Source organism: Clostridia bacterium, assembly GCA_024685775.1.
Taxonomy (GTDB): domain Bacteria; phylum Bacillota; class Clostridia; order Christensenellales; family CAG-1252; genus CAG-1252.
On record JAIKVL010000004.1, the window covers coordinates 46634 to 69022 of the forward strand.

The window sequence follows — 22389 nt, forward strand, 5'->3', positions numbered from 1 at the left end:
TCAGTTCCTCCCAAAATAATTCTTTTTTACGTTCGCGAGGGAATCTTTCAGCCCCTCCGCGAGAATAATGCTTTTTACTTTTTCCACGGCGTCTTCCAAGACGTCGTTCACGACGAAGTACTCGTAGCCATCCGCTTGGTCGAATTCCCGCTCGACTTCGGATTGACGGCGGGCGATCTCTTCGGGCGTCTCGCTTCCTCTGCCGACGATGCGACCGGTCAACGCTTCCAAAGACGGCGGTAAAACGTAGATCAAAACGGCTTCGGGGATCCTCTCTTTTACGTTCTTTCCGCCTTGCATCTCGATTTCGAGGATGACGTTCTTTCCGTCCGAAAGCACCCGTTCGACTTCGGAGAACAACGTCCCGTAACGATGAGTGAATTTATCCACCGTTTCGAGAAACAGCCCGTCTTTCACCATTTTGTCGAATTCTTCGTTCGTCTTGTAATAGTAATGCACTCCGTCGATCTCGCCCGGGCGGGGCTTCCTCGTCGTCGCGGAAACGGTCGTAGCCGCGAGATAGGGATACTTTTCCATCAAAACGCGGCAGATCGTCCCTTTCCCGACGCCCGACGGACCGGATATGACAAACACTTTTCCCTGCTTCATCGCTTACTCCAAATTCTGAATTTGTTCGCGGATCTTTTCGATCTCGCATTTCAAAAGAACGACGTTCTCCTGAATCTCCGAATCGTTCGCCTTCGAGCCGATCGTGTTTGCTTCGCGATTGAGTTCCTGCGTCAAAAAGTCGAGCTTTCTCCCCGCGGAAGGTTCGTCCCTGAGGATCTTGCGATAATGGTCTATATGCGCGTACAGTCTTGCGAGCTCTTCGTCGATCGCGACCTTATCGGCAAACAGCGCGATCTCGGTCAAAAGCCTGTTTTCATCGTACGGAGCGCCGGCGAGCGCGTCCGAAACGGTCTTTTTCAAGCGAACTTTGTATTCTTCCGTCACCATCGGAGCGCGATCCTTGATCAGCCCCGTCAAACGCTCGACTTCGGCAAGCTTGGACAAGATGTCTTCCGTGATCGCTTTTCCTTCCTCAGCGCGCATTTTGACCAGAGAGTCGAGCGCGCGATCGGTCGCTTCGCGGACGAGAAAGAGGATCTCCTCTTCGGGCGCGTCCTTCGGGGTTTCTTCGACGACGCCCTGAACGCGAAGCAAAGAAGACGCGGTAGAGTCGTCCTTCACGCCGAACTTTTCGCTGAGTCTGCGGCTCATTTCGAGATATTCCGCGGCGACGGTTTCGTTCAAAGAAAGAGAGGCGGCGTCCTCGGGGGCGCGATAGGTCGTAAACACGTCGACGTGACCGCGCGCAATTCGGGAAGCGATCGCCTTCTTCATCGCGTCTTCGGCAAAAATCAAAGCGCGCGGAAGTTTAACGGCGAGATCCAAAAAACGGTGATTTACGCTTTTCAGCTCCACCGTCAAAGAGCGCCCGTTGCGCTCCGCTTCGCCTTTTCCGTAGCCCGTCATGCTGTTCATACTTTCTCCTCGGCGCGACAAGCGCGCCCGCAAAGTTATTTATTTACAATAATATAGCATATTTGAGGCTGAAAATACAAGCGAAATGGGAATTTATTTCCCAAGTTTCACTCTTTATGAAAAATAAACGCGTTTTAACGAAAATTTTCGAAAATCTTCGGAAGTTATTCGGAAAGCAGGCGCAGGAATTCTTCTTCGCCGATGATCTCCAAACCGAGTTTTTGCGCTTTTTGAAGTTTACTGCCCGCGTCCTCTCCCGCGACGACGAGGTTCACCGCCTTCGAAACGGTGTCGGAGATCTTGCCTCCGCGCTTTTTGATCTCCTCTTGCGCGGCGGAACGCTTATAGCTCGAAAGGACGCCCGTTATGACGACAGTCTTTCCCGAAAACACTCCCTCTCCATTTTCCTCCTCTTTGAAGACGATTCCTTTGGAAAGAAGGCTGTCGATCCTGCGGAGATTCTCTTCGGAGTGGAAGAAATCGACGATATTGCTTGCCGTGATCAGCCCGAAATCCTCGACGTTGACAAGGTCTTCCACGGTCGCCTTTTTGAGAGCGTCGACGGTGCCGAAGGTTTCTTCGAGGACTTTCGCCGCCTTCTTCCCGACGCCGGGGACGCCGAGCGCGGTTAGGAAACGAGCAAGCGTCGTTTCTTTGCTTTTTTGTATGGAACGAACGATATTTTCGGCTTTTTTCTCTTTGAACCCTTCGAGCGACAAAAGATCTTCCGCCGTCAGATCGTAAAGCTCGTCCACGTCTTTCAGACCGAATTCTTCATAGAACTGCTCGATCGTCTTTTCCGAAAGACCGTCGATATCCATCGCGTCTTTGGAACAAAAATGCTCGATCTGCGATATGATGCGAGGCGCGCAGTTTTCTTTATTGGAGCAATAAAGGAAGAAACCGTTTTCGATGACGGGCGCGCCGCAAACGGGGCAAACCGTAGGCTTTTCGACTTCTCTTGCGCCCGGAAGCTCTTCCGCGACGCCCATAATCTCGGGGATCACGTCGCCCGAACGACGGACGAGCACGCGATCGCCGATGCGGATCTTTTTACGCTTGATCTCGGAAAGGTTGGAAAGTGTCGCGCGGGAAACCGTCGCGCCGCCGATATCGACGGGATCGAGAAGCGCGAGGGGGTTGAGTTTTCCCGTTCGGGAGACCTGCCAAAGGACGTCTTTCAAAAGGGTCGTTTTCTCTTCCGCTTTGAATTTATACGCAAGCGCCCAACGCGGAAATTTCTCGGTAAATCCGAGCGTTTCACGCAAAGCGAAATCATTCGCCTTAAAGACCATACCGTCGATCAAAAAGTCCAAATGCGGGCGGGAAACTTCGGCTTCCGCGAGAAGTTTTTCCACCTCGGAATAGTCGGAAACGACCTTGAAATACTCGCCGACGTTGAACCCCTGCTCTCTTAAAAATTCGTGCACCTGCGCTTGATTTTCAAACGTAATGCCGCGGTGATATCCGACGTTATACGCAAAGAAAGAAAGATTACGCGCGCGCGTTTCGTCCACGTCCAAATTGCGGATCGCGCCCGCCACGCCGTTTCTCGCGTTTTTAAGCGGGGTCTTCGCGGTTTCATTGTATTTTTCGAGAGAAGAAAGAGGCATCAAGCCCTCTCCCTGAACGTCGATCTCGCCTTGAAACGGGATCGTCTGCGGAACGTTTGCGATCGTCTTGACCTGCTCGGTCACGACTTCGCCCGTCACGCCGTCGCCGCGAGTCGCCGCGCGAACGAGAACGCCGTTTTCATAGCTGATATTCAAAGTCAGACCGTCGTACTTATATTCGAGGGTAACGGGGACGGCTTCCCCGCCTTTCGAGATCTTTCCGAGCCATTCTTCCACGCCCTCCACGGTTTTGGATTTATCCAAACTGTACAGACGCTCTTTGTGTCGGACCTGCTCGAATCCTTCGTTCGTCTTACCGCCTACGCGTTTCGTGGGAGAATCGGGAAGGACGATGCCGCTGAAAGCTTCGAGCGACAAAAGTTCGTCGTATAAAGCGTCGTACTCCGCATCGGAAACGGTCGGATCGTCTTTTTCGTAATACTCTTTCGCATACTTGTTCAAGAGCTTTACGAGCTCTTCCATTCTACCCATATTACCCTCCTACGCCTTTTGCAAAGGCGCGATCTTCATATTGAATTGCTTGATCCCGAGCCCGTCGAACGCAATGCTCGCGTTGTCGCCGTTGATTTGAATGATGCGACCCACGCCGTAACGGGGATGCTTGACTTTATCGCCGAGTTTGAACGCGGAACCGCCCGAAGAATGGGGCGCGGGCGAAGCGCCTCCGACGACCGAGCGAACGTACTTATTGACGTCGGTAAGGACGCGCTGCGGCTCTTTCGGCGCGGAATTGCTCTGAAAGACCGGCACGGAAAGCGGTTTTTTATCGGGATAGATCTTGGATTCGACTTCGTCCACGAAGCGACTGCGATGATTATACTGCGTGGCGCCGTACATAAAACGCTCTTTCGCTCCGGTCAGATACAGGCGTTTGCGCGCGCGCGTCATCGCGACGTACATGACCCGCCTCTCCTCTTCGATCTCTTTTTGACTTTTGCTTCTTGCCTGCGACGGGAAGACGTTTTCTTCGAGACCCGTTACGAAGACGGTGTCGAATTCCAGCCCTTTGACCGAGTGTACGGTCGAGATCGTCACGAATTCGTCGGTCTGGATATCGTCCGTGTCGGACAGCAAGACGACGGATTGCAAATACTCTTCGAGCGTCGCGCCTTCATTGTCTTTCGCGAATTCCTCGATGCCTTCGAGGAGCTGGTTGACGTTTTCTCTGCGACCGACGTCTTCTTCCTTATCTCCCGCAAATTCGATGAAAAAGCCCGCTTCTTCGACGACGAATCGAGCGTACTCTTTCAAGCTCATTTGATCGCGCTCCGCGAGGAGTTTGAAGTAGAGATCGTTAAACGCTTTGAGTTTTTGGATATTCTTCGGGCTCATTCCGAAAGACGCCATATCGCCGAACAGGACGTCGGACACGTTCACTCCGTTCACCGACGCGACGTAGACGAGTTCTTCGGTGACCGATTCTCCGATCTTGCGCTTCGGCGTGTTGATAATACGCAAAAACGCGTCGTTATCGCGGGGATTGACGATCGCGCGGTAGTACGCGAGAACGTCCTTAACTTCTTTTCTGTCGAAGAATTTGAAGCCGCCGTACACTTTATACGGAATGTTGTAAAGGCGCATTCTTTCTTCGAATTTACGCGAAAGCGCGTTCAAACGAACGAGAATCGCGAATTCCTTCGGAGATTGATTTTTCGAGCGGATCAGCGAGGCGATCTGCCCGACGACGTACTCCGCTTCCTGCCTGTCGTCCGCCGCGTTATAGATCTCCACGCGGACGCCTGGATCGGCTTCCGTCCAAAGTTTCTTATCGAAACGCCCTTTGTTATTCTCGATCAAGGCGTTCGCCGCACGCAAAATATTCGGCGTGCTACGGTAATTCTGTTCGAGTTTGACGACTTCGGCTTCGGGGAAATCCTTCTTGAAATCGAGAATATTCGAGATATCCGCGCCGCGCCATCCGTAGATGCTTTGATCCTCGTCGCCGACGGCGAAAAGATTGCCGTGTTTTTTCGCGAGCATCGAGGCGATCTTATACTGCAAACGGCTCGTGTCTTGGTATTCGTCGATATGGATGTACAGAAAACGATTCGCGTATTTTTCGAGAACTTCGGGGAAATCGCTGAAAAGTTGATAGGTTTTTACGAGAAGATCGTCGTAGTCCATCGCGTTCGCCGCTTTGAGCTCTTCCTCGTACGCCTCGTAGACGTCGCAAATCATACCCGCGTTAAAATCGCCGCACTCGTTTCGATATTCGTCCGGCGAAAGACAAAGAGATTTCGCGTTCGAAATATGGCAGGCGACTTTGGACGAAAAATCCTTGATCTCGATATGCTTATTCGAAATGATGCGTTTCAAGACGCGATCCGAATCCTGATCGCTGTATATCGTAAAACTCTTGGTATATCCGAGTTTTTCGGCGTCTCCGCGCAAAATGCGGGCGCATAAAGAGTGGAAGGTCGAGACCCAAACGCCCGAGTTCTCCCCGAGCATTTTTTCGAGTCTTTCCTTCATCTCGTTCGTCGCTTTGTTCGTAAAGGTAATCGCGAGGATCCGATAGGCGGGGATCTTTTTTTCGTCGATCAAATAGGCGATACGATAGGTCAAAACCCTCGTCTTGCCGGAACCCGCTCCCGCGAGAACCAAAACCGCGCCTTCCGTGGCGCGAACCGCTTTTTGTTGCGCTTCGTTCAATACGCTGAAATCAATCATTTTTGCCTCTTACGTTTAGTATAGAAAAGCGCGCGCCCGAAAAAAGGTCATACGTCGCGCTTCGAATGTTCGAATTGTTTGAAAAGAGGAGAAAAGGAACGCAATCTTTCGACGGTTCGCGAAAGGACGTTTACCGCCTTTTCGACCTCTTCCTCGGTGTTTTCCGCTCCGAAAGAAAAGCGGAGGGACGAACGGGCGAGTTCTTCCGTCAGCCCCATTGCGATAAGGACGTGAGACGGATCGGCGCTGCCCGAGGAGCAAGCGCTGCCCGCAGAGGCCGCGATCCCCTCTCTGTCGAGGGACAAAAGGATCCCGTCGCCATCCGCATACTCAAAGCAAACGTTCGCATTATTCGGAAGTTTTTCATCTTCGGACGCACCGTTCACGAAGACGAATGGGATCTCCTCTTTTACGCGTTTCATGAAGAGATCGCGAAGGGCGCGCACCTTTTCGGATCGGAAAGACAGTTCTTCCACGGCGAGTTCGATCGCCTTTCCGAACCCGACGACGGACGGGACGTTATACGTCCCCCCGCGCATCGAACGCTCCTGCTCGCCGCCCGTGATCAGTTTCCCGAGCCGAACGCCGCTTCGAACGAAGAGCGCGCCGATCCCTTTCGGTCCGTTGAATTTATGCGCCGAGATCGACATAAGATCGACCCCGAGCGCACGAACGTCGACGGGAATCGCGCCGACCGCCTGCACGGCGTCCGTGTGCATAAGAATCCCCCTCTTTCTCGCTTCCGCGGCGATCTCCCGAACGGGTTCGATCGTCCCGACTTCGTTATTCGCGAGCATAACGGAGACGAGAAAGGTATCCTCTCGGATCGAGGAAACGACCGCATCGACCGAAACTTTTCCCGTCTTATCGACGGGAACGTAGGTCACTTCGAATCCTTGTTTTTCAAGTTCCGCAAGGGTATTCAAGACGGCGTGATGCTCGACGGCGGTCGTTACGACGTGCCCTTTTCCTTTTATGAGCGCCGCGCCGCGGATCGCCCAGTTATCCGATTCCGTTCCGCCGGAGGTGAAATAGATCTCGCTCTCCTTCGCTCCGATCGCGCGAGCGATCTTTGCGCGCGCTTCGTCCACCGCGGCGACCGCTTCTCTTCCGAGAAAATGGCGGCTGCTCGCATTGCCGAATCTATCTTTGAAATACGGCAACATCTCGGCGAGCGCTCGCTCGTCGAGAAAAGTCGTTGCCGCGTGATCGAAATAGATCGGATTATTCATCGTTTTTCAAGCAATATCCGATAAAAACGAATTAAAGGATATCGTTGACGTAAAGCGGAAATTTCTCGCAAAGTTCGATAACCGCTTTCTTTACTCTTTCGACCGCTTCCGCGCGATTCAAAATGATGTCGGTGATGAGATCCGCTATGTAGACCGCTTCTTTTTCCTTCATACCGCGCGCGGTGATCGCCGGAGTCCCGATACGGACGCCGCTCGTTACAAAAGGTTTTTGCGTGTCGAACGGGATCGCGTTCTTATTGACGGTGACGTGCGCTTCGTCGAGAAGGGTTTCAAGCTCCTTACCCGTCATATTCTTTCTCGTCAAATCGAGAAGCATCAAATGATTGTCCGTTCCGCCCGAAACGAGATCGACGCCGTTTTCGATAAAGCGCTCGCTCATCGCCTTCGCGTTCAGAATGATTTGGTGTTGATACGCCTTGAATTCGGGGGTAAGCGCCTCGCCGAAGGCAACGGCTTTCGCCGCGATGACGTGCATCAACGGTCCGCCTTGCGTTCCCGGGAAGATCGCCTTGTCGATCTTTTTCGCGATCTCTTCGTTATTCGTCATGATGACGCCGCCGCGCGGTCCGCGAAGGGTCTTATGCGTGGTCGTCGTAACGACGTCCGCGTACTTGACGGGATTTTCATGCTCACCCGCCGCGACGAGACCCGCGATATGCGCCATATCGACCATAAGATACGCGCCGACTTCGTCCGCGATCTCACGGAACGCCTTGAAATCGATCGCGCGCGGATACGCCGAAGCGCCCGCAACGATGAGTTTGGGCTTGCACTCGTTCGCGATGCGGCGAAGCTCTTCGTAATCGATCCTACCGGTTTCTTTCTTTACGCCGTAGGGAACGATGTTATAGTTCTTACCCGACATATTGACGGGAGAACCGTGCGTAAGGTGACCGCCGTGCGCGAGGTTCATACCGAGGATCGTGTCACCGACGTTCAAAAGGGCGAAATAAACGGCAAGATTCGCGTTCGCGCCGCTATGGGGTTGAACGTTCGCAAAAGACGCGCCGAAGATCTTTTTGACGCGCTCGATCGCGAGCGTCTCGACCTCGTCCACGAATTGGCAACCGCCGTAATATCTCTTTCCGGGATATCCTTCGGCGTACTTATTCGTCAGATGGCTGCCCATCGCCGCCATAACGGCGGGCGTAACGATATTCTCGCTCGCGATGAGTTCGAGATTTTGTCTTTGGCGATTGAGCTCGCGCTCCATCGCGCCGAAAACAGCTTCGTCTTGCTTCTTAACGGTTGATAAATCGATCATACTTTTCTCCTTTTGTTTTTGTTTTATTCGGGCGGATATCATTGCGCCGCCTCTCTCCCCCCGAAAGACGCGATGCGCCGTTTGGTTTCGCTATTTGATAAGTTCCTCGATGATTTTTTTCAATTCGTCAGCCGAGCGAACGCCGACGGTCTTATTCACAACGGTTCCGTTTTTCATAAAAAGGAGCGTCGGGATCACGGAGATGTCATAGGAAACGGCAAGCCCTTCCTCTTCGTCCACGTTGACCGAACCGAATGCCACTTTTCCCGCGTACTCTTCCGAAAGTTTCTCCACGACGGGCGAAAGCATTCGGCACGGACCGCACCAAGTCGCCCAAAAATCGAGGACCGCCGCGGGAGACTGCAAAAACTCTTTTACGTTAGCTTCGTTTACTGCGTTCATACACTACTACTCCTTTTTTTTTTATATTTTAGACCGCCATTTCGCGGGCTATTCTTCGGTGGGATCCCCGTCGCCGTCGGAGGCGGAATCCGCAGGATCGGATGCGGGCTTATCGCTCTGCTCGTCCGACAGGATCGTAACGAGCTGCGGCGCGAACGTACCTTTTTTCTTGATCATGCGATCGACGATGATCCCGATCGCGCAACCGATGACGAGCGCGACCGCGACGACGCCGAGCAGGACCAAATCGGAAAATTTGCGAAAGATCGCAAGCCCCGCGCCGACCAGCGCGACGGGGACGATATAGACGATAAACGCCGCGCGCAGGACGAAACGGTCGCTCATTTGGACGCCGACCCGATCGCCTTCTTTCGCGCCGAGCGTGTTTCTGACTTCGACGTAGACTTTCATCTTATCGCCGGACGCGGCGAGGCACATCTTGCACTTATCGCAAGCGGAGCGCCTGTCGAAGACGACTTTCGCCGTTTTCCTCTTTTCGTTTACGCTTTCAACGATCCCGACTTCGTACATTTTTTATTCCTTCAAAACGCCGATCGCAAGGTCGGTCAGTTGCTTCTCTTCTACGACGGACGGAGCGTCGCTCATCAAGCAGCAAGCGTTCTGCATCTTCGGGAACGCGATTACGTCCTTAATGCTTTCCGCGCCGGTCAAGAGCATAACGAGCCTGTCGAGACCGAAGGCAAGACCGCCGTGCGGGGGCGCGCCGTAGCGGAAGGCTTCGACGAAGAAGCCGAAACGATTTACGATGTCCTCATCGGTAAATCCGAGCAAATTGAAGATCTTGCTCTGCATTTCGGGCGTATGGATACGGATCGAGCCGCCGCCCGCTTCCTCGCCGTTTATAACGAGGTCGTAGGCTTTGCTTCTGACTTTCAAAGGATCGGTGTCGAGAAGCGGGAGATCTTCATCCATCGCCGCGGTGAACGGGTGATGGATCGCGACGTAACGCTTTTCTTCCTCGCTGTATTCGAGAAGCGGGAATTCGGTGACCCAAAGGAAATCGAAAGTATTTTCGGGGATCAGGGAGAAATCCTTCGCGATCTTCAAGCGGAGCGCTCCGAGCGCGGCGGAGCAAACCGCGTAAGTATCCGCCACGAAGAAGAGGATATCGCCCTTTTCCGCACCGGCGGCGCGGAAAATCTCGTCCATAACGCCTTCTTTCAGGAACTTCGCGAAAGTCGAGGTCACGCCCTCTTCTTTGATCGCCGCCCAAGCAAGACCTTTCGCTCCGTAATCTTTGACGAATTCACCGAGCTTGTCGATCTCTTTTCTCGTGTACTTTTGCGCGAGACCCTTCGCGTTGATGCATTTGACTTTATTCCCCGCGGCGACCGCGTTCTCGAAGACGGAAAAGCCGCATCCCTTTACAACGTCGGACAGATCCATGAGTTCGAGACCGAAACGGGTGTCGGGCTTATCCGATCCGAAACGATCCATCGCTTCCGCATAGGGCATACGGCGGAGCTTCTCGGGAAGTTTTACGCCGATCAGACGATCGAACACTTCGCGGATCAAGCCTTCCGCCACGCCCATTACGTCTTCGCAATCGGCGTAGCTCATTTCCATATCGATCTGCGTGAATTCGGGTTGGCGGTTCGCGCGAAGATCCTCGTCGCGGAAGCATTTCGCGATCTGATAGTAGCGATCGAATCCCGCGATCATCAAAAGCTGCTTATAGATCTGCGGGGACTGCGGAAGCGCGTAAAACTCGCCGTGATGCACGCGGCTCGGAACGAGATAATCCCTCGCGCCTTCGGGCGTGGAACGACCGAGGCAAGGCGTGTCGATATCCAAAAAACCGAGCTTGTCCATATAGGAATGGACGAGGTGGCAAAGTTTGGAACGCATTTGGATATTGCTTTGCAAACTGCCGCGACGCAGATCGAGATAACGATATTTCAGCCTCGTGACCTCGCCGACCGCCGCGATCTCGGAGATCACGAAGGGCGGAACGTCCGCTTCGGAAAGAATGTCGAGCTCCGACGCGGAGATCTCCACTTCGCCCGAAGGAAGCGCCTTATTGATATTCTTTTCGCCGCGACTGCGGACGACGCCTTTGACGGCGACGACGAATTCGTTCCTGAGTTTTTCGGCAAGCGCGAAGACTTCTTTTCCGCAAGCGGTCTCTTCAAACGAAACTTGGACGATACCCGTGCGATCGCGCACGTCGGTAAAAATAATATTGCCGAGATTACGATATTTTCCGATAAAGCCCAAAACCGTTACGGTCTTACCGATGTCGCTCGCGCGAAACTCCGCGCACATTTTGCTTCTTTGACTTAAAAAGTTCATATTACGCCTTCTTTTGAGATATATATTCCGCGAGTTTTTCGATCGCGGTTTCTTCCTCTTCTCCCGTTTTCATATTTTTGACTTTGACGACGCCTTTTTTGATCTCGTCTTCGCCGATCACGGCGCTGAATTTCGAGCCGAGCTTATCCGAAAGCTTCATTTGCGCTTTCAGGCTTCTGCCCATAACGTCGCATTCGGCGGCGACGCCCTGCTTTCTGAGCGCGGAGGTGAGTTTGAACGCTTCGTCCGACGCGCCGATATTCGCGATAAAGACGTCCGGCGTGGGTTCATCGCCGAAGGACGCGCCGAGCGCGGTCATCGTCAGGATCAAACGCTCGATCCCCATTCCGAATCCGACCGCGGGACACGGCTTTCCGCCGATCTCTTCGACGAGATTGTTATATCTGCCGCCGCCGCAAACCGTGGCTTTCGCTCCGATATTCCCCGCGACGAATTCGAAAACGGTCTTGGTGTAGTAATCGAGTCCGCGGACGATCTTATCGTCTTCCTCGAAGGGGATCTCGGAAAGCGTCAAGAGATTTTTGACCTTTGCGTGATGCGCGCGGCAAGGCTCGCAGAGATAGGAAAGGACGGAAGGCGCGCCCGCCGCGACGGCGGCGCATTTCTCTTCCTTGCAGTCCAAAATGCGGAGGGGGTTTTTATCCAACCTTTCTCTGCAAGTCGGGCAAAGATCGTCGATCCTCGACGCGAAATAGGCTTTGAGCGCTTTATTATATTCCTTGCGGCATTCCGGGCAACCGATGCTGTTGATGCGAAGTTCCAGCCCCGTGATCCCGAGACGGTCGAACAGCGTCTTCGCGATCAGCATAACTTCGACGTCCTGCTCCGGAGTGTCCGCGCCGTAGATCTCGACGCCGAATTGGTGATGCTCGCGAAGCCTGCCCGCCTGCGGCCTTTCATAACGGAAGACGGGAGTCTCGTAGTACATTTTCAAGGGTTGCGGAAGGCTTGAAAGGTTGTTTTCGATAAAACTCCTGACGACGCCCGCCGTTCCCTCGGGTTTCAAGGTAACGCTTCTGCCGCCTTTATCGAGGAAAGTGTACATTTCCTTATTGACGATATCCGTCGTGTCGCCGACGCCGCGAAGGAAAAGCTCCGTATGCTCGAAGGTCGGGGTCGCGATCTTGCGAATATTGAAAAGACGCGTCACCGCGCGGATCTCCTCTTCGATCTTCGCCCACTTATAGCTTTCCTGAGGCAAAAGATCTTTCGTCCCTTTCATTATGTTGATCATTTCTTTCGCTCCTTAAATGATATATCGTTTGAGATCGAGGTCGACGAGCTGTTTACCGAGATGCTTCTCGACGTAGGGAAGATCGACGACGACTTCGACGGGCTCGCCGTTCGCTTCGTAAGAAACGTCGGACAAAAGCGCTTCGATCAGAGAATGCAGGCGACGCGCGCCGATATTCTCGCTGTTCGTGTTTTCGAGAGAGGCGAGTTCCGCGATCTTCTCGATGGCTTCCTTCGTAAATTTCAGATCGACGCCGTCCACTTTCAAGAGCGCGCTGTACATTTTGAGAAGCGCGTTCGACGGTTCGGTCAAAATGCGGACGAAATCCTCTTTCGTAAGGCTGTTGAGCTCGACGACGACGGGGAATCTGCCTTGCAGTTCGGGGATCAGATCTTTAACTTCCGAAATATGGAAAGCGCCCGCCGCGATGAAGAGAATGAAGTCGGTGCGAATGCTGCCGTACTTCGTCGTCACAGTGGAACCTTCGACGATCGGAAGGATATCCCTTTGCACGCCTTCGCGCGAAACGTCCGGACCGCCGCGGGAAGAACCCATACTCGAACCGGCGATCTTGTCGATCTCGTCGATAAAGATGATGCCTTCCTGCTCCGCGCGGCGGAGAGCCTCCGCGGCGACGCTGTCGGTATCGATGAGCTTATCGGATTCTTCGAGGATCAGCATCCTCATCGCGTCCTTGACGTACAGCTTGCGTTTTTTCTTATTCTTGCCGCCTCCGAATTGTTTGAAAATATCGCCGAGATTGATCTCCGCGCCCTGCCCGGTCTGCATCATCTGCACGGGTTTTTGCGGCTCGGAAACTTCGATCTCGATCTGCATTTCGTCCAATTTCCCATCCGTAAGTTCTTCGGAAATCGCTTCGGAAAGCTGAGCTTCGGGAACGTCCGGCGAAAGCTCTTTGCGGATCGGCAAAATGACCTTTACGAGTTTTTGCACCGCCGCTTGGGTGGCGCGGGGTTTAAGCTCTTCGTAACGCTCTTCCTTTACGAGGCGGATCGCGGCTTCCACGAGGTCGCGGACCATCGACTCGACGTCGCGCCCGACGTAACCGACTTCGGTAAACTTCGTGGCTTCGACTTTGACGAGCGGCGCTTTTACGAGCTTGGCGAGACGGCGGGCGATCTCGGTCTTACCGACGCCCGTCGGTCCTTTCATAATGATGTTTTTCGGGGTGATCTCTTCGCGAACGGCATCGTCCAGACGACTGCGTCTGTAACGGTTGCGAAGAGCGACGGCGACGCTTCTTTTCGCCTCGTCCTGCCCGATGATATATTTATCGAGTTCCTGCACGATCTCTTTCGGGGTAAACAGTTCCATCACAGCACCTCCACCGTCAGATTCGAGTTCGTAAAGACGCAAAGCTCGGACGCGATTTTCATCGCTTTCCGCGCGATCTCTTCCGCGCCCATACCCTCGATATCATATAAAGCGCGCGCCGCCGCGAGCGCGTAATTGCCGCCGCTTCCGATCGCGCAAACGCCCGAATCGGGATCGATGACTTCACCCGTCCCGGACAGCACCAACAGATTATCCTTATCCGCGGCGATCAGCATCGCTTGAAGCTGACGGGGCATTTTATCGTTTCTCCAAAGCTCCGCGAGTTCGACCGCGCTGCGCATCAAATTTCCGCTGAATTTTTGCAACATTTTTTCGAACTTTTCACTCAAAGAAAAAGCGTCCGAAACGCTGCCCGCGAACCCGACGACGACCTTGCCGCCGTAGATCCTTTTGACCTTGACCGCGTTCGCCTTGAAGACGACGCTTTCGCCCATCGTGACCTGACCGTCGCCGGCGATCACGGTGACGCCGCCCTTTTTGACGGCGCAAATCGTGGTTCCCTTAAATTCCATTTTTTACTCCTTTAACGCGCTTTCGAGAGAAAGAACGTATGCTTTTATATCGTTTGCCGAACGCTCGGCGTAAAAGGCTTTGCGCAAGGCTTTGTCTCGGATCCTTTTTTCGGGCGCGGGCAAGATCCCGAAGTTCGCGTTCATCGGCTGAAACGCCGCGTTTTCCGCGGAAATATAGCGAGAAAGCGCGCCCATAATCGTCGTCTCCGGAAGAGGCGAAAGAGCCTTTCCTTTGACGAACGCCGCCGCGGACAGCCCCGCGATCATCCCGCTCATCGCGCTTTCCATATAGCCTTCGACGCCCGAAAGCTGACCCGCGATCCAAAGCGCGTTCGCTTTTTTGACCTTGAAGAACCCGTCGAGGATCTTCGGGGCGTTGATGAAGGTGTTGCGATGCATCACGCCGTAACGGACGAACTCCGCTTTTTTTAAGGCGGGGATCAATCCGAAGACGCGCCTTTGCTCGGGGAAGGTCAGGCTGGTCTGAAACCCGACGAGGTTATATAGGTCGCCCGCCGCATTCTCCTTGCGAAGCTGCAAGACAGCATAGTACTTTTCCCCCGTCTCGGGATGGCGAAGTCCCACGGGGCGCAACGGTCCGAACCGCAGACAATCCTCTCCGCCTTTCGCCATGATCTCGATCGGCATACAGCCGTCGAAATACGCGCCGCCGACTTCCTGCTTCGCTTTTTCCGCAGAAATAAGCGCGGCGTAAAAGGCTTTGTACTCCTCTTTGTTCATCGGGGCGTTCAGATAGTCCTTATCCCCTTTTCCGTAACGCGAAGCGAAAAACGCGTGATCCATATCGACGCTTTCAGCCGTCACGATCGGAGCCGCCGCGTCGAAGAAGGAAAGACCTTCTTCCCCCGTAAGTTCGAGGAGCGCGTCGGACATCGCTTTACTTGTCAAAGGTCCCGTCGCGACGATGGTCGGAATCGAGAGATCGAGCGACCGGACTTCCTCGCGAACGAGGTGAAAACCCGCGTAGGACGAGAGGATCCTTTCGACTTCTTTCGAGAAGATCTCGCGATCCACGCCGAGCGCGCCGCCGCAAGGAACTTTCGCCTTTTCCGCCGCGCGAAGGACGACGCTTCCGAACGCGCGCATCTCGGTTTTCAATGCGCCGCTCGCGGTATCCGCAAGGTCGCTTTTAAGACTGTTCGAGCAGACGAGTTCGGCAAGCCCGCCCGTCTTATGCGCGGGAGTTTGAACGTCGGGACGCATTTCGAACATCTCGACTTCGACGCCCGCTTCGAGCAGGCGATACGCCGCTTCCGCGCCCGCCAAACCGCCGCCGACGACCCTTACTTTCATTTTTCTTCAACGTGTTTGCAGTTCGTGCAAACGTACTTGGTCGCCCCTTTCGAGCGTTTCACGATCATCGTCGATTTACACTCGGGGCAAAGATACGGCGCGGGAATATCCCAACTCGCGAATTTGCAGGTCGGATAATCGCTGCACCCGTAAAAAGTCTTGCCCGCCTTGCTGCGCTTTTTCAAGACGTCCTTTCCGCAGATCGGGCAGGTCGCGACTTTTTCGCTTTCCATCGAGAGGATATTGCGGCAATTCGGGAAATTCGGGCAAGCGAGGAACTTGCCGAAACGCCCTTCTTTGATGACCATCATCGCGCCGCATTTATCGCATTTTACGTCCGAAACCTCATATTCTTTCTTGACCGCGGTCCCGTCCTTGAACGCCTTTTTGACTTCGAGGATAAAGCCCGGATAGAACGCGCCGATGAGGTCCTGCCACTTGCGCCCTTCTTCGACTTCGTCGAGCTCTTTTTCCATCTTCGCGGTAAATTTCAGATCCATGATGTCGGGGAAGAATTTAACGATCGAATCGCAAACGGTCTCGCCGAGCGAGGTCGCTTTCAGGCTTTTCCCTTCCTTTTCGGTATAGGCGCGTTTCGCGAGGACGGCGAGGATTGAAGCGTAGGTGCTCGGTCTGCCGATCCCGTTTTCTTCCATCGCTTTGATCAAAGAACTTTCGGTGTAACGCTGCGGAGGTTTGGTGAATTTCTGCTCGTACTTCAACTCTTTGAGATCGAGCTTGTCACCCTCTTCGAGCGCGGGAAGAAGCGCGTTGTCTTCGCCCTCGTCCTCGTTTACGTGCGAACGGAAATCTGCGTAAGCCGCAGTAAAACCGGGGAATTTCATCGTCCTGCCTTGAACTTTGAACCCGAATTTATGTTCGTCGCCCTCCGCGTTGATATGGACTTTCAGCGTGTCGTACTGCGCCGCCGCCATTTGGCTCGCGACGAAGCGATCGTAAATGAGTTTATACACCGCATATTGATTCTTCTGCAATTTGCTTTTCAACGATTCCGGCGTGCGATCCAAGGAGATCGGGCGAATCGCTTCGTGCGCGTCCTGCGCTTGCTGTTTTACGGCAAATTTATTCGGAACTTTCGGATAATATTCCGCTCCGTAGGTATCCACGATATGGCGCTTTGCGGCGAAGACCGCGTCGTCCGCCACGCGGACCGAGTCGGTACGGATATAAGTAACGAGCGCGACGTGTCCCTCGCCCTCGATCTCACAGCCCTCGTAAAGCTGCTGCGCGATCTGCATGACTTGCGGCGCGCTCATCGAGAATTTCGTGGTCGCGTCCTGTTGCAGGGTGGACGTCGTAAACGGCGGCATCGGAGAAACCTTTTGAACGTTCTTTTTGACCTCGTCCACGACGTAAGGCTTCCCGTCGATCTTGGAAAGGAGTTTGTCGAGCGCTTCCTTGTTCGGGATCTTGAATTTCTTCCCGTCCACGTCGTAAAAGATCGCTTTGAAGGGCTTCTTCCCGTTGAAGAACGCGTGAAGCGTCCAGTACTCTTCGGGTTTGAAATCGCGGATCTCGCGCTCTCTGTCCACGACCATGCGAAGCGCGGCGGATTGGACTCTCCCCGCCGAAAGACCGCTCTTGATCTTCCTCGAAAGGACGGGAGAGATCTTGTAACCGACGATGCGGTCGAGGACGCGGCGCGCCTGTTGGGCGTCCACGAGCCTTTTATTGATCTTTCTCGGAGTTTCGAGCGCTTTCAAGACGGCTTTTTTCGAGATCTCGTTGAACTCGATGCGGATATCGTCGTCCGGCAGACCGAGAACGGTTTGCAAATGCCAGCTGATCGCCTCCCCTTCGCGGTCCGGGTCGGTCGCGAGATAGACTTGGTCGCTTTGTTTGACGGCGGTTTTGAGTTGAGAGATCGTCCGCTCTTTATCGGGCGAAATGACGTACTCCGGTTCGAAAGAATTCTCGACGTCGATGCCGAGACGCTTTTCGGGAAGATCGCTGATATGCCCGCCGGAAGCAAGAACTTTATAGTTTTGTCCGAGATACTTGCCGATCGTTTTTGCTTTGTGTGGTGATTCTACTATTACTAATTTCATATCTCTCCGTTTTGCGTTTCCGCTATCAAATTCCGTAATAATTTCCGGGCAGTTTTTTGATCACGCCCAACACTTCGAGTTTGGTCAGCGTCTGCATGAGTTCGCCCATCGGAAGCCCGGTGGCGGCGATGAGCTCTTCAAAGTGTTTATCTTCGTCCTTCAAAAGATCGTAAACGATGATCTCATTCGTCGTGAGTTGCACCGCTTGCTCTTCTTTTTCGGGAGCGTCGATTTTATAAAAATCCAAAACGTCTCGGGGCGAACACGCCGGCAGGACGAGCGGATTATGCAAAAGCTCGTTGGAGCCCTTGCTTTTATCGCTGAATATATTCCCCGGGACTGCGAACACGTCCTTCCCTTGATCGAACGCGTGTTCGACGGTCAGAAGCGTCCCGCTCTTCACCCCCGCTTCGACGACGAGGATTCCCTTCGAGAGCGCGCTGATGAGCCGATTTCTTTCGGGGAAATGGAAAGAAACGGGTTTTTCTCCGAAGAAGTACTCGGAAAGCACGAGTCCTTTTTCCGCCATCTCGTCATACAGCCCTTTATTCTCCGAGGGATAGACGCGATCGACGCCGCAACCGATGACCCCGATCGACTTTCCGCCGACTTCGAGAGCGGCTTTATGCGCGATCGAATCCACGCCGCGGGCAAGCCCGCTGACGATCACGAGCCCCGCCGAAGCGAGATCTTTCGCGAAGAGCTCCGCCGCGTCGCGCCCGTAGCGCGTGGGTTCCCTCGTCCCGACGATCGCAAAGCAATTCTCAGAGAGAAGCGTAGGGTCGCCCTTTCCGTACAGGACGAGCGGTTTATCTTCCAAAATCCCGAACGACGCGGGATATTCGTCGTCATTTTCGAAAAGAGCGAACGAATCCGTCTTTTCCATATAGTTCAGGACGCGCTCTTTTTGAAACCCTTCCCGAACTTCGAGCAACCGATCGAACAGTCCTTCGCCGATCCGTGCGATCTCTTCGGACAAAATCTCCAAAGAAGGAAACAGTTCCTTCGGAGAATCCGTCAGAGAAAGAAGCGCCGTCTTTTGGCGGAAGGTCAGCCCTTGGACCGCCGAAAGCTCCATCAGCGCGATTTGATCGTCCGAATACGCTCTCATCAATTCCAGTACTTCCTATCGAGCGAACGGTATTGGATCGCTTCCGCGACGTGCGCCGTCTCGATCTTTTCTTTGCCTTCGAGATCGGCGATCGTTCTCGCCACGCGAAGGATTCTGAAACTCGCTCTCGCGGAGAGCGAAAGTTTCTTGAACGCGTTCTCCATCAGTTGTTCGGCTTCCGCGGGGATTTTGCAGTACTCGCGGATCAAGCGATTGTTCATATCGGAATTCGAGTAGATCGGAAGCGATTCGAATCGCTTGGATTGGATTTCGCGCGCTTTCATCACGCGTTCTTTGACGACCGCGCTCTTCTCTTCTTCCCTGTCGCTTCGGATCTCGCCGAATTCGACCGCGTCCATTTCAATCTGAATGTCGATACGATCGAGAAGCGGTCCGGAAAGCTTGTTGATATATTTTCTTATTGCCTGCGGCGTGCAGGTGCAAACGTGCTTTTTCGAGCCGTAATTGCCGCACGGGCAGGGGTTCATACTGCCGATCAGCATAAAGTTCGCGGGATAGCGGACGGTCTGCTGGACGCGGGAAACCGTTACGAATCCGTCTTCGAGCGGTTGACGCAGGGTTTCGAGCGCGTGGCGCGTGTACTCCGGGACTTCGTCCAAAAACAAGACGCCGTGATTCGCGAGGGACACTTCGCCGGGTTTCGCTTTATGGCCGCCGCCGATCAAAGCGGGAACGGTCGTCGTGTGGTGCGGGGTGCGGAACGGACGGCGGGTAACGATCCCCTTCTTTTCGTCCAAGATCCCCGCGATGCTATGCACTTTCGTCACTTCGATCGCCTCTTCGAAGGTCAAGTCCGGCATAATGCTGACGACGCATTTCGCGACCATACTTTTGCCCGCGCCCGGAGGCCCGATCATCAAAATGTTATGCCCGCCCGCGACCGCGACTTCAAGCGCGCGCTTCGCGGCGACCTGCCCTTTGACTTCGCTGAAATCGACGTCGAACAGATCTTCCGCATCGTCCGACTTGAACTCGTTATAGGGGACGGGGACGATCTCGCTTTCTCCTTCGAGAAGTTCGCAGGCTTCTTTGAGCGTCCGAACGCAATAGCATTCGATCCCTTTGACGAAGCTCGCTTCCGCCGCGTTTTCCGCGGGAATGATGAATTTTTTATAGCCTTGCTGCATTCCCGAGATCAAGATCGCAATAAGACCGTTGATCGGGCGAAGTTTGCCGTCCAAGGAAAGCTCGCCGAGGATGACGTAGTCCTTATAGCACTTCGTAAAGAGCTGTTCGGACGCGATCAAAACGCCGATCGAGATCGGAAGATCGAAAAGCGACCCTTCCTTCTTCGTGTCCGCCGGAGCGAGGTTGACGATGACCCGTTTGATCGGGAAATGATATCCGCTGTTCTTGACGGCGGACGTCACCCTTTCCGCGGATTCTTTGATCGCCGCATCGGGAAGACCGATGATCTCGACTTTCGGCAGTCCGGCGTTGATGTCGATCTCGATGTCGACCTTATAGCCGTCCAGTCCGGTCAGCGCAAAACTATTTATTTTCGCCAGCATTCTCGGTTTGCTCCTTATTCTTTTTCGAGAAGACGCCTTTGATCGCTTCGCCGCATTTCTTGATCCTCGCGGCGGCGAACTTGAAGTAATTTCCTTCGATAATGACGACGCCCTTGATCTCTTCTTTTACGCACAGAGAATAAGTGACGTAGGCAAAATAGGCAAGCAAAAGGAAGTTCAAAACGGAGAAGACGATCAAAACGGGATCGCCCGCCGACATAAAGATCGCGGCGGAATTGGTGCCCGATCCGAAGTAACCGCCGATCATCATCGCATAAGTCGCGTTCAAAAGCGAAGTAAGAGAGAATCCGCCGAAGAGCTTCAAGACGCGCCTGTCGCTCGAAACGATACCGTAAGCGAGGAGCAGGATCAGCGCGGGATAGATCATAAAGGAATCCACCGCCGAAGTCAGGACGAACGTCGTCGCGAAAATAAAAGCGGAAAGAAGGATCAAGTCGAGCCTGCTTCTCGATTTGAAGAACAAGAGCAGCGCGTAGATCATCGACAAGCCGACCAAGATCCCGTTGAAGACGTAGGACACGACGCTCGCTTTTCTCGCGGCGAGACCGAAGAACCCGTAGATCGTAAACGCATTCTCCGTAAAGCCGGTATGAACCAGCATCGCTTGACAATATCTCGCGACGACGACGAACGGACGACCCGACGCGAAGTACGAGAAAATGAACGGAAGCGACAAGAGATACAAGACGATGACCGAAGACGTGATGGAGATCGAGATCGCCATCTTGTAATCGTCCGTCTTAAAGAAGACGTAGAACAGATAAATCAAGAAGAGCGGCGCGAGCAACAACGCTTCCGCAAGGAAGAGCAAGGAAAGGCTGTAATAGACGACGCAGGAAACGTACTTCTTGTCGAGGATCGAGATCAAAGAAAGCAAAATGAAGAGCGCGCCGATCGAGGAATAGACGCCCCACCCCGACGAAGCGAAGAAGAAGAGCGGGAAAAGCGCGTAGGTTCCCGCGAAGGTCGCGGAAATGAATTGATTATACTTGCGATTCGCGAGATAGAAGACCACGAAGATCGCGACGAGATCCGCAAGAATTGCGGGAATCTTGATGAAGATCGCGAAACCGAGCGTCCCCGAGACGAGTTTCAAAGGATCGGAAAGAAGCCCGAGGACCCAAAGCAGGTAAAGAGAACCGATCGGAGTCGTCACGGTGTTTCCGAAATAATACGTCTTCGCGCCGAGATCCGCAAGTTTGGTCGCTTCGCTGACGTACGTTCCGAAGCCCGGTCCGCCGTAAACGAAGTTCACGACGATCAAGCGGACGGCGAATCCGAGGATCTCGCAAAGGATCAGGAAGAACGCCGCGCTCTTGAAGAAAGGAACCTTCGCCGAAGAAAGTTCAGGGGTAAGGAAGGCGTCCTTTTTCGCCATAAGGGAGCGGAAAACCGCGTACGCCGCGAAGAGAAGCGCCGCGCCGAGGACGGCGGTCAAGGTCGTAAACAAGACGCCCGTGCCGTTCGTACGATAGTTGACGTCGAAGCGCAAAGAATCGGAAGAAGCGGATCTCGTCAGATTCGTAACGAGCACGCCCGAGGGCGCGTTATCCACTTTTACGAGGGAGATCGAATCGAAGAGCGCAGTTCCGCTTGCGTTATACGCCGCGGTGCCGACGCCGAAGCGGACTTCGACGACGGATTGCTCCGCACTGTTGAAATAAACGCCGATCTTCTTCCAGCCCGAAGCGGATTTTACGATATCCGACGCGGTCGCATAGTCGGAATCGATCGCGACGAACGCGCCGGCAAGCGCTTCGTTATTCGAAGAAGTGATCGCGTTCGTTACCTTTACGAGAGCGGAAAGATAATAGACGCTGTTCTTTTGAAGCTTGACTCTCTGCGAATAAGTCTGGAACTTCGTCGCGGAGAATTTAACGCTGTGCTCGCCCGCTTCTTTGTAATCGTCCGAGCCGTTCGCCCAAGAAACGATTTCGGGCAAAGCCGAGTCGTCCGAAGAGGATTTCAACGTCCAAGCGCCGAGAGAATTATTCTCGAAAGAACCTTCGCTTACGAGCTCCTTTCCCGTTTCCACGGAAAAAGAACCGCACGCCGCGAAAAGCGCGAGCGTCAAGGTCAAAATCAAAAGGATCAATAAGACTTTTTTCATAGAGTTACCTCGCACAGATAATCAATCTTATTCTAAATATTTTTGCGACCGTTACGCAAGTATTTTAATCAAGTATTTTATTAAATAA

General features: G+C 53.7%; 17 protein-coding genes. All 17 read right to left on the minus strand.

The window, feature by feature from the left end:
* Positions 1–609, minus strand: coding sequence for a guanylate kinase (gene gmk, locus K5753_00970; protein ID MCR4725772.1), 609 nt, complete (start codon positions 607–609; stop codon positions 1–3).
* A 3-nt stretch (positions 610–612) separates the two neighbouring features.
* On the minus strand, positions 613–1485 hold the full coding sequence (locus tag K5753_00975; protein ID MCR4725773.1) for a YicC family protein: 873 nt from the start codon (positions 1483–1485) through the stop codon (positions 613–615).
* Between the two features lie 164 nt (positions 1486–1649).
* Positions 1650–3590, minus strand: a complete 1941-nt coding sequence (gene ligA / locus K5753_00980) for an NAD-dependent DNA ligase LigA (GenBank protein MCR4725774.1) — start codon at positions 3588–3590, stop codon at positions 1650–1652.
* A 9-nt stretch (positions 3591–3599) separates the two neighbouring features.
* Entirely contained in the window at positions 3600–5789 is a 2190-nt protein-coding gene (locus K5753_00985) for a UvrD-helicase domain-containing protein (protein MCR4725775.1), read from the minus strand.
* Between the two features lie 47 nt (positions 5790–5836).
* Positions 5837–7021 (minus strand): cysteine desulfurase, encoded by a 1185-nt coding sequence (locus K5753_00990; GenBank protein MCR4725776.1) that lies wholly within the window; start codon positions 7019–7021, stop codon positions 5837–5839.
* Positions 7022–7052: 31 nt separating this feature from the next.
* On the minus strand, positions 7053–8306 hold the full coding sequence (locus tag K5753_00995) for a serine hydroxymethyltransferase (GenBank protein ID MCR4725777.1): 1254 nt from the start codon (positions 8304–8306) through the stop codon (positions 7053–7055).
* Between the two features lie 90 nt (positions 8307–8396).
* On the minus strand, positions 8397–8708 hold the full coding sequence (gene trxA, locus K5753_01000; protein ID MCR4725778.1) for a thioredoxin: 312 nt from the start codon (positions 8706–8708) through the stop codon (positions 8397–8399).
* A gap of 48 nt (positions 8709–8756) precedes the next feature.
* On the minus strand, positions 8757–9239 hold the full coding sequence (locus K5753_01005; protein MCR4725779.1) for a SoxR reducing system RseC family protein: 483 nt from the start codon (positions 9237–9239) through the stop codon (positions 8757–8759).
* Positions 9240–9242: 3 nt separating this feature from the next.
* On the minus strand, positions 9243–11021 hold the full coding sequence (gene aspS / locus K5753_01010) for an aspartate--tRNA ligase (protein MCR4725780.1): 1779 nt from the start codon (positions 11019–11021) through the stop codon (positions 9243–9245).
* Position 11022: 1 nt separating this feature from the next.
* On the minus strand, positions 11023–12276 hold the full coding sequence (gene hisS, locus K5753_01015; GenBank protein MCR4725781.1) for a histidine--tRNA ligase: 1254 nt from the start codon (positions 12274–12276) through the stop codon (positions 11023–11025).
* A gap of 12 nt (positions 12277–12288) precedes the next feature.
* Positions 12289–13611, minus strand: coding sequence for an ATP-dependent protease ATPase subunit HslU (gene hslU, locus K5753_01020; GenBank protein MCR4725782.1), 1323 nt, complete (start codon positions 13609–13611; stop codon positions 12289–12291).
* Entirely contained in the window at positions 13611–14144 is a 534-nt protein-coding gene (gene hslV, locus K5753_01025) for an ATP-dependent protease subunit HslV (protein MCR4725783.1), read from the minus strand. Before hslV ends, hslU begins: the two co-directional genes overlap by 1 nt.
* A 3-nt stretch (positions 14145–14147) precedes the next feature.
* Positions 14148–15458, minus strand: a complete 1311-nt coding sequence (trmFO, locus tag K5753_01030; protein ID MCR4725784.1) for a methylenetetrahydrofolate--tRNA-(uracil(54)-C(5))-methyltransferase (FADH(2)-oxidizing) TrmFO — start codon at positions 15456–15458, stop codon at positions 14148–14150.
* Positions 15455–17527 carry a type I DNA topoisomerase gene (topA, locus tag K5753_01035; GenBank protein MCR4725785.1) on the minus strand — a complete coding sequence of 691 codons (2073 nt, stop codon included), beginning with the start codon at positions 17525–17527 and terminating at the stop codon, positions 15455–15457. Before topA ends, trmFO begins: the two co-directional genes overlap by 4 nt.
* Positions 17528–17552: 25 nt before the next feature.
* Entirely contained in the window at positions 17553–18638 is a 1086-nt protein-coding gene (gene dprA, locus K5753_01040; protein ID MCR4725786.1) for a DNA-processing protein DprA, read from the minus strand.
* A complete protein-coding gene (locus K5753_01045) occupies positions 18638–20170 on the minus strand; it encodes a YifB family Mg chelatase-like AAA ATPase (protein ID MCR4725787.1) in 1533 nt (510 codons plus the stop codon). Before K5753_01045 ends, dprA begins: the two co-directional genes overlap by 1 nt.
* Positions 20151–22301 (minus strand): hypothetical protein, encoded by a 2151-nt coding sequence (locus tag K5753_01050; GenBank protein ID MCR4725788.1) that lies wholly within the window; start codon positions 22299–22301, stop codon positions 20151–20153. Before K5753_01050 ends, K5753_01045 begins: the two co-directional genes overlap by 20 nt.
* Between the last annotated feature and the right edge of the window lie 88 nt (positions 22302–22389).

Excerpts from the sequence above, each read along its gene's own strand:
- gmk (MCR4725772.1), bottom strand. The coding sequence starts at position 609 with ATGAAGCAGGGAAAAGTGTTTGTCATATCCGGTCCGTCGGGCGTCGGG.
- K5753_00975 (MCR4725773.1), bottom strand. The coding sequence starts at position 1,485 with ATGAACAGCATGACGGGCTACGGAAAAGGCGAAGCGGAGCGCAACGGG.
- ligA (MCR4725774.1), bottom strand. The coding sequence starts at position 3,590 with ATGGGTAGAATGGAAGAGCTCGTAAAGCTCTTGAACAAGTATGCGAAA.
- K5753_00985 (MCR4725775.1), bottom strand. The coding sequence starts at position 5,789 with ATGATTGATTTCAGCGTATTGAACGAAGCGCAACAAAAAGCGGTTCGC.
- K5753_00990 (MCR4725776.1), bottom strand. The coding sequence starts at position 7,021 with ATGAATAATCCGATCTATTTCGATCACGCGGCAACGACTTTTCTCGAC.
- K5753_00995 (MCR4725777.1), bottom strand. The coding sequence starts at position 8,306 with ATGATCGATTTATCAACCGTTAAGAAGCAAGACGAAGCTGTTTTCGGC.
- trxA (MCR4725778.1), bottom strand. The coding sequence starts at position 8,708 with ATGAACGCAGTAAACGAAGCTAACGTAAAAGAGTTTTTGCAGTCTCCC.
- K5753_01005 (MCR4725779.1), bottom strand. The coding sequence starts at position 9,239 with ATGTACGAAGTCGGGATCGTTGAAAGCGTAAACGAAAAGAGGAAAACG.
- aspS (MCR4725780.1), bottom strand. The coding sequence starts at position 11,021 with ATGAACTTTTTAAGTCAAAGAAGCAAAATGTGCGCGGAGTTTCGCGCG.
- hisS (MCR4725781.1), bottom strand. The coding sequence starts at position 12,276 with ATGATCAACATAATGAAAGGGACGAAAGATCTTTTGCCTCAGGAAAGC.
- hslU (MCR4725782.1), bottom strand. The coding sequence starts at position 13,611 with ATGGAACTGTTTACCCCGAAAGAGATCGTGCAGGAACTCGATAAATAT.
- hslV (MCR4725783.1), bottom strand. The coding sequence starts at position 14,144 with ATGGAATTTAAGGGAACCACGATTTGCGCCGTCAAAAAGGGCGGCGTC.
- trmFO (MCR4725784.1), bottom strand. The coding sequence starts at position 15,458 with ATGAAAGTAAGGGTCGTCGGCGGCGGTTTGGCGGGCGCGGAAGCGGCG.
- topA (MCR4725785.1), bottom strand. The coding sequence starts at position 17,527 with ATGAAATTAGTAATAGTAGAATCACCACACAAAGCAAAAACGATCGGC.
- dprA (MCR4725786.1), bottom strand. The coding sequence starts at position 18,638 with ATGAGAGCGTATTCGGACGATCAAATCGCGCTGATGGAGCTTTCGGCG.
- K5753_01045 (MCR4725787.1), bottom strand. The coding sequence starts at position 20,170 with ATGCTGGCGAAAATAAATAGTTTTGCGCTGACCGGACTGGACGGCTAT.
- K5753_01050 (MCR4725788.1), bottom strand. The coding sequence starts at position 22,301 with ATGAAAAAAGTCTTATTGATCCTTTTGATTTTGACCTTGACGCTCGCG.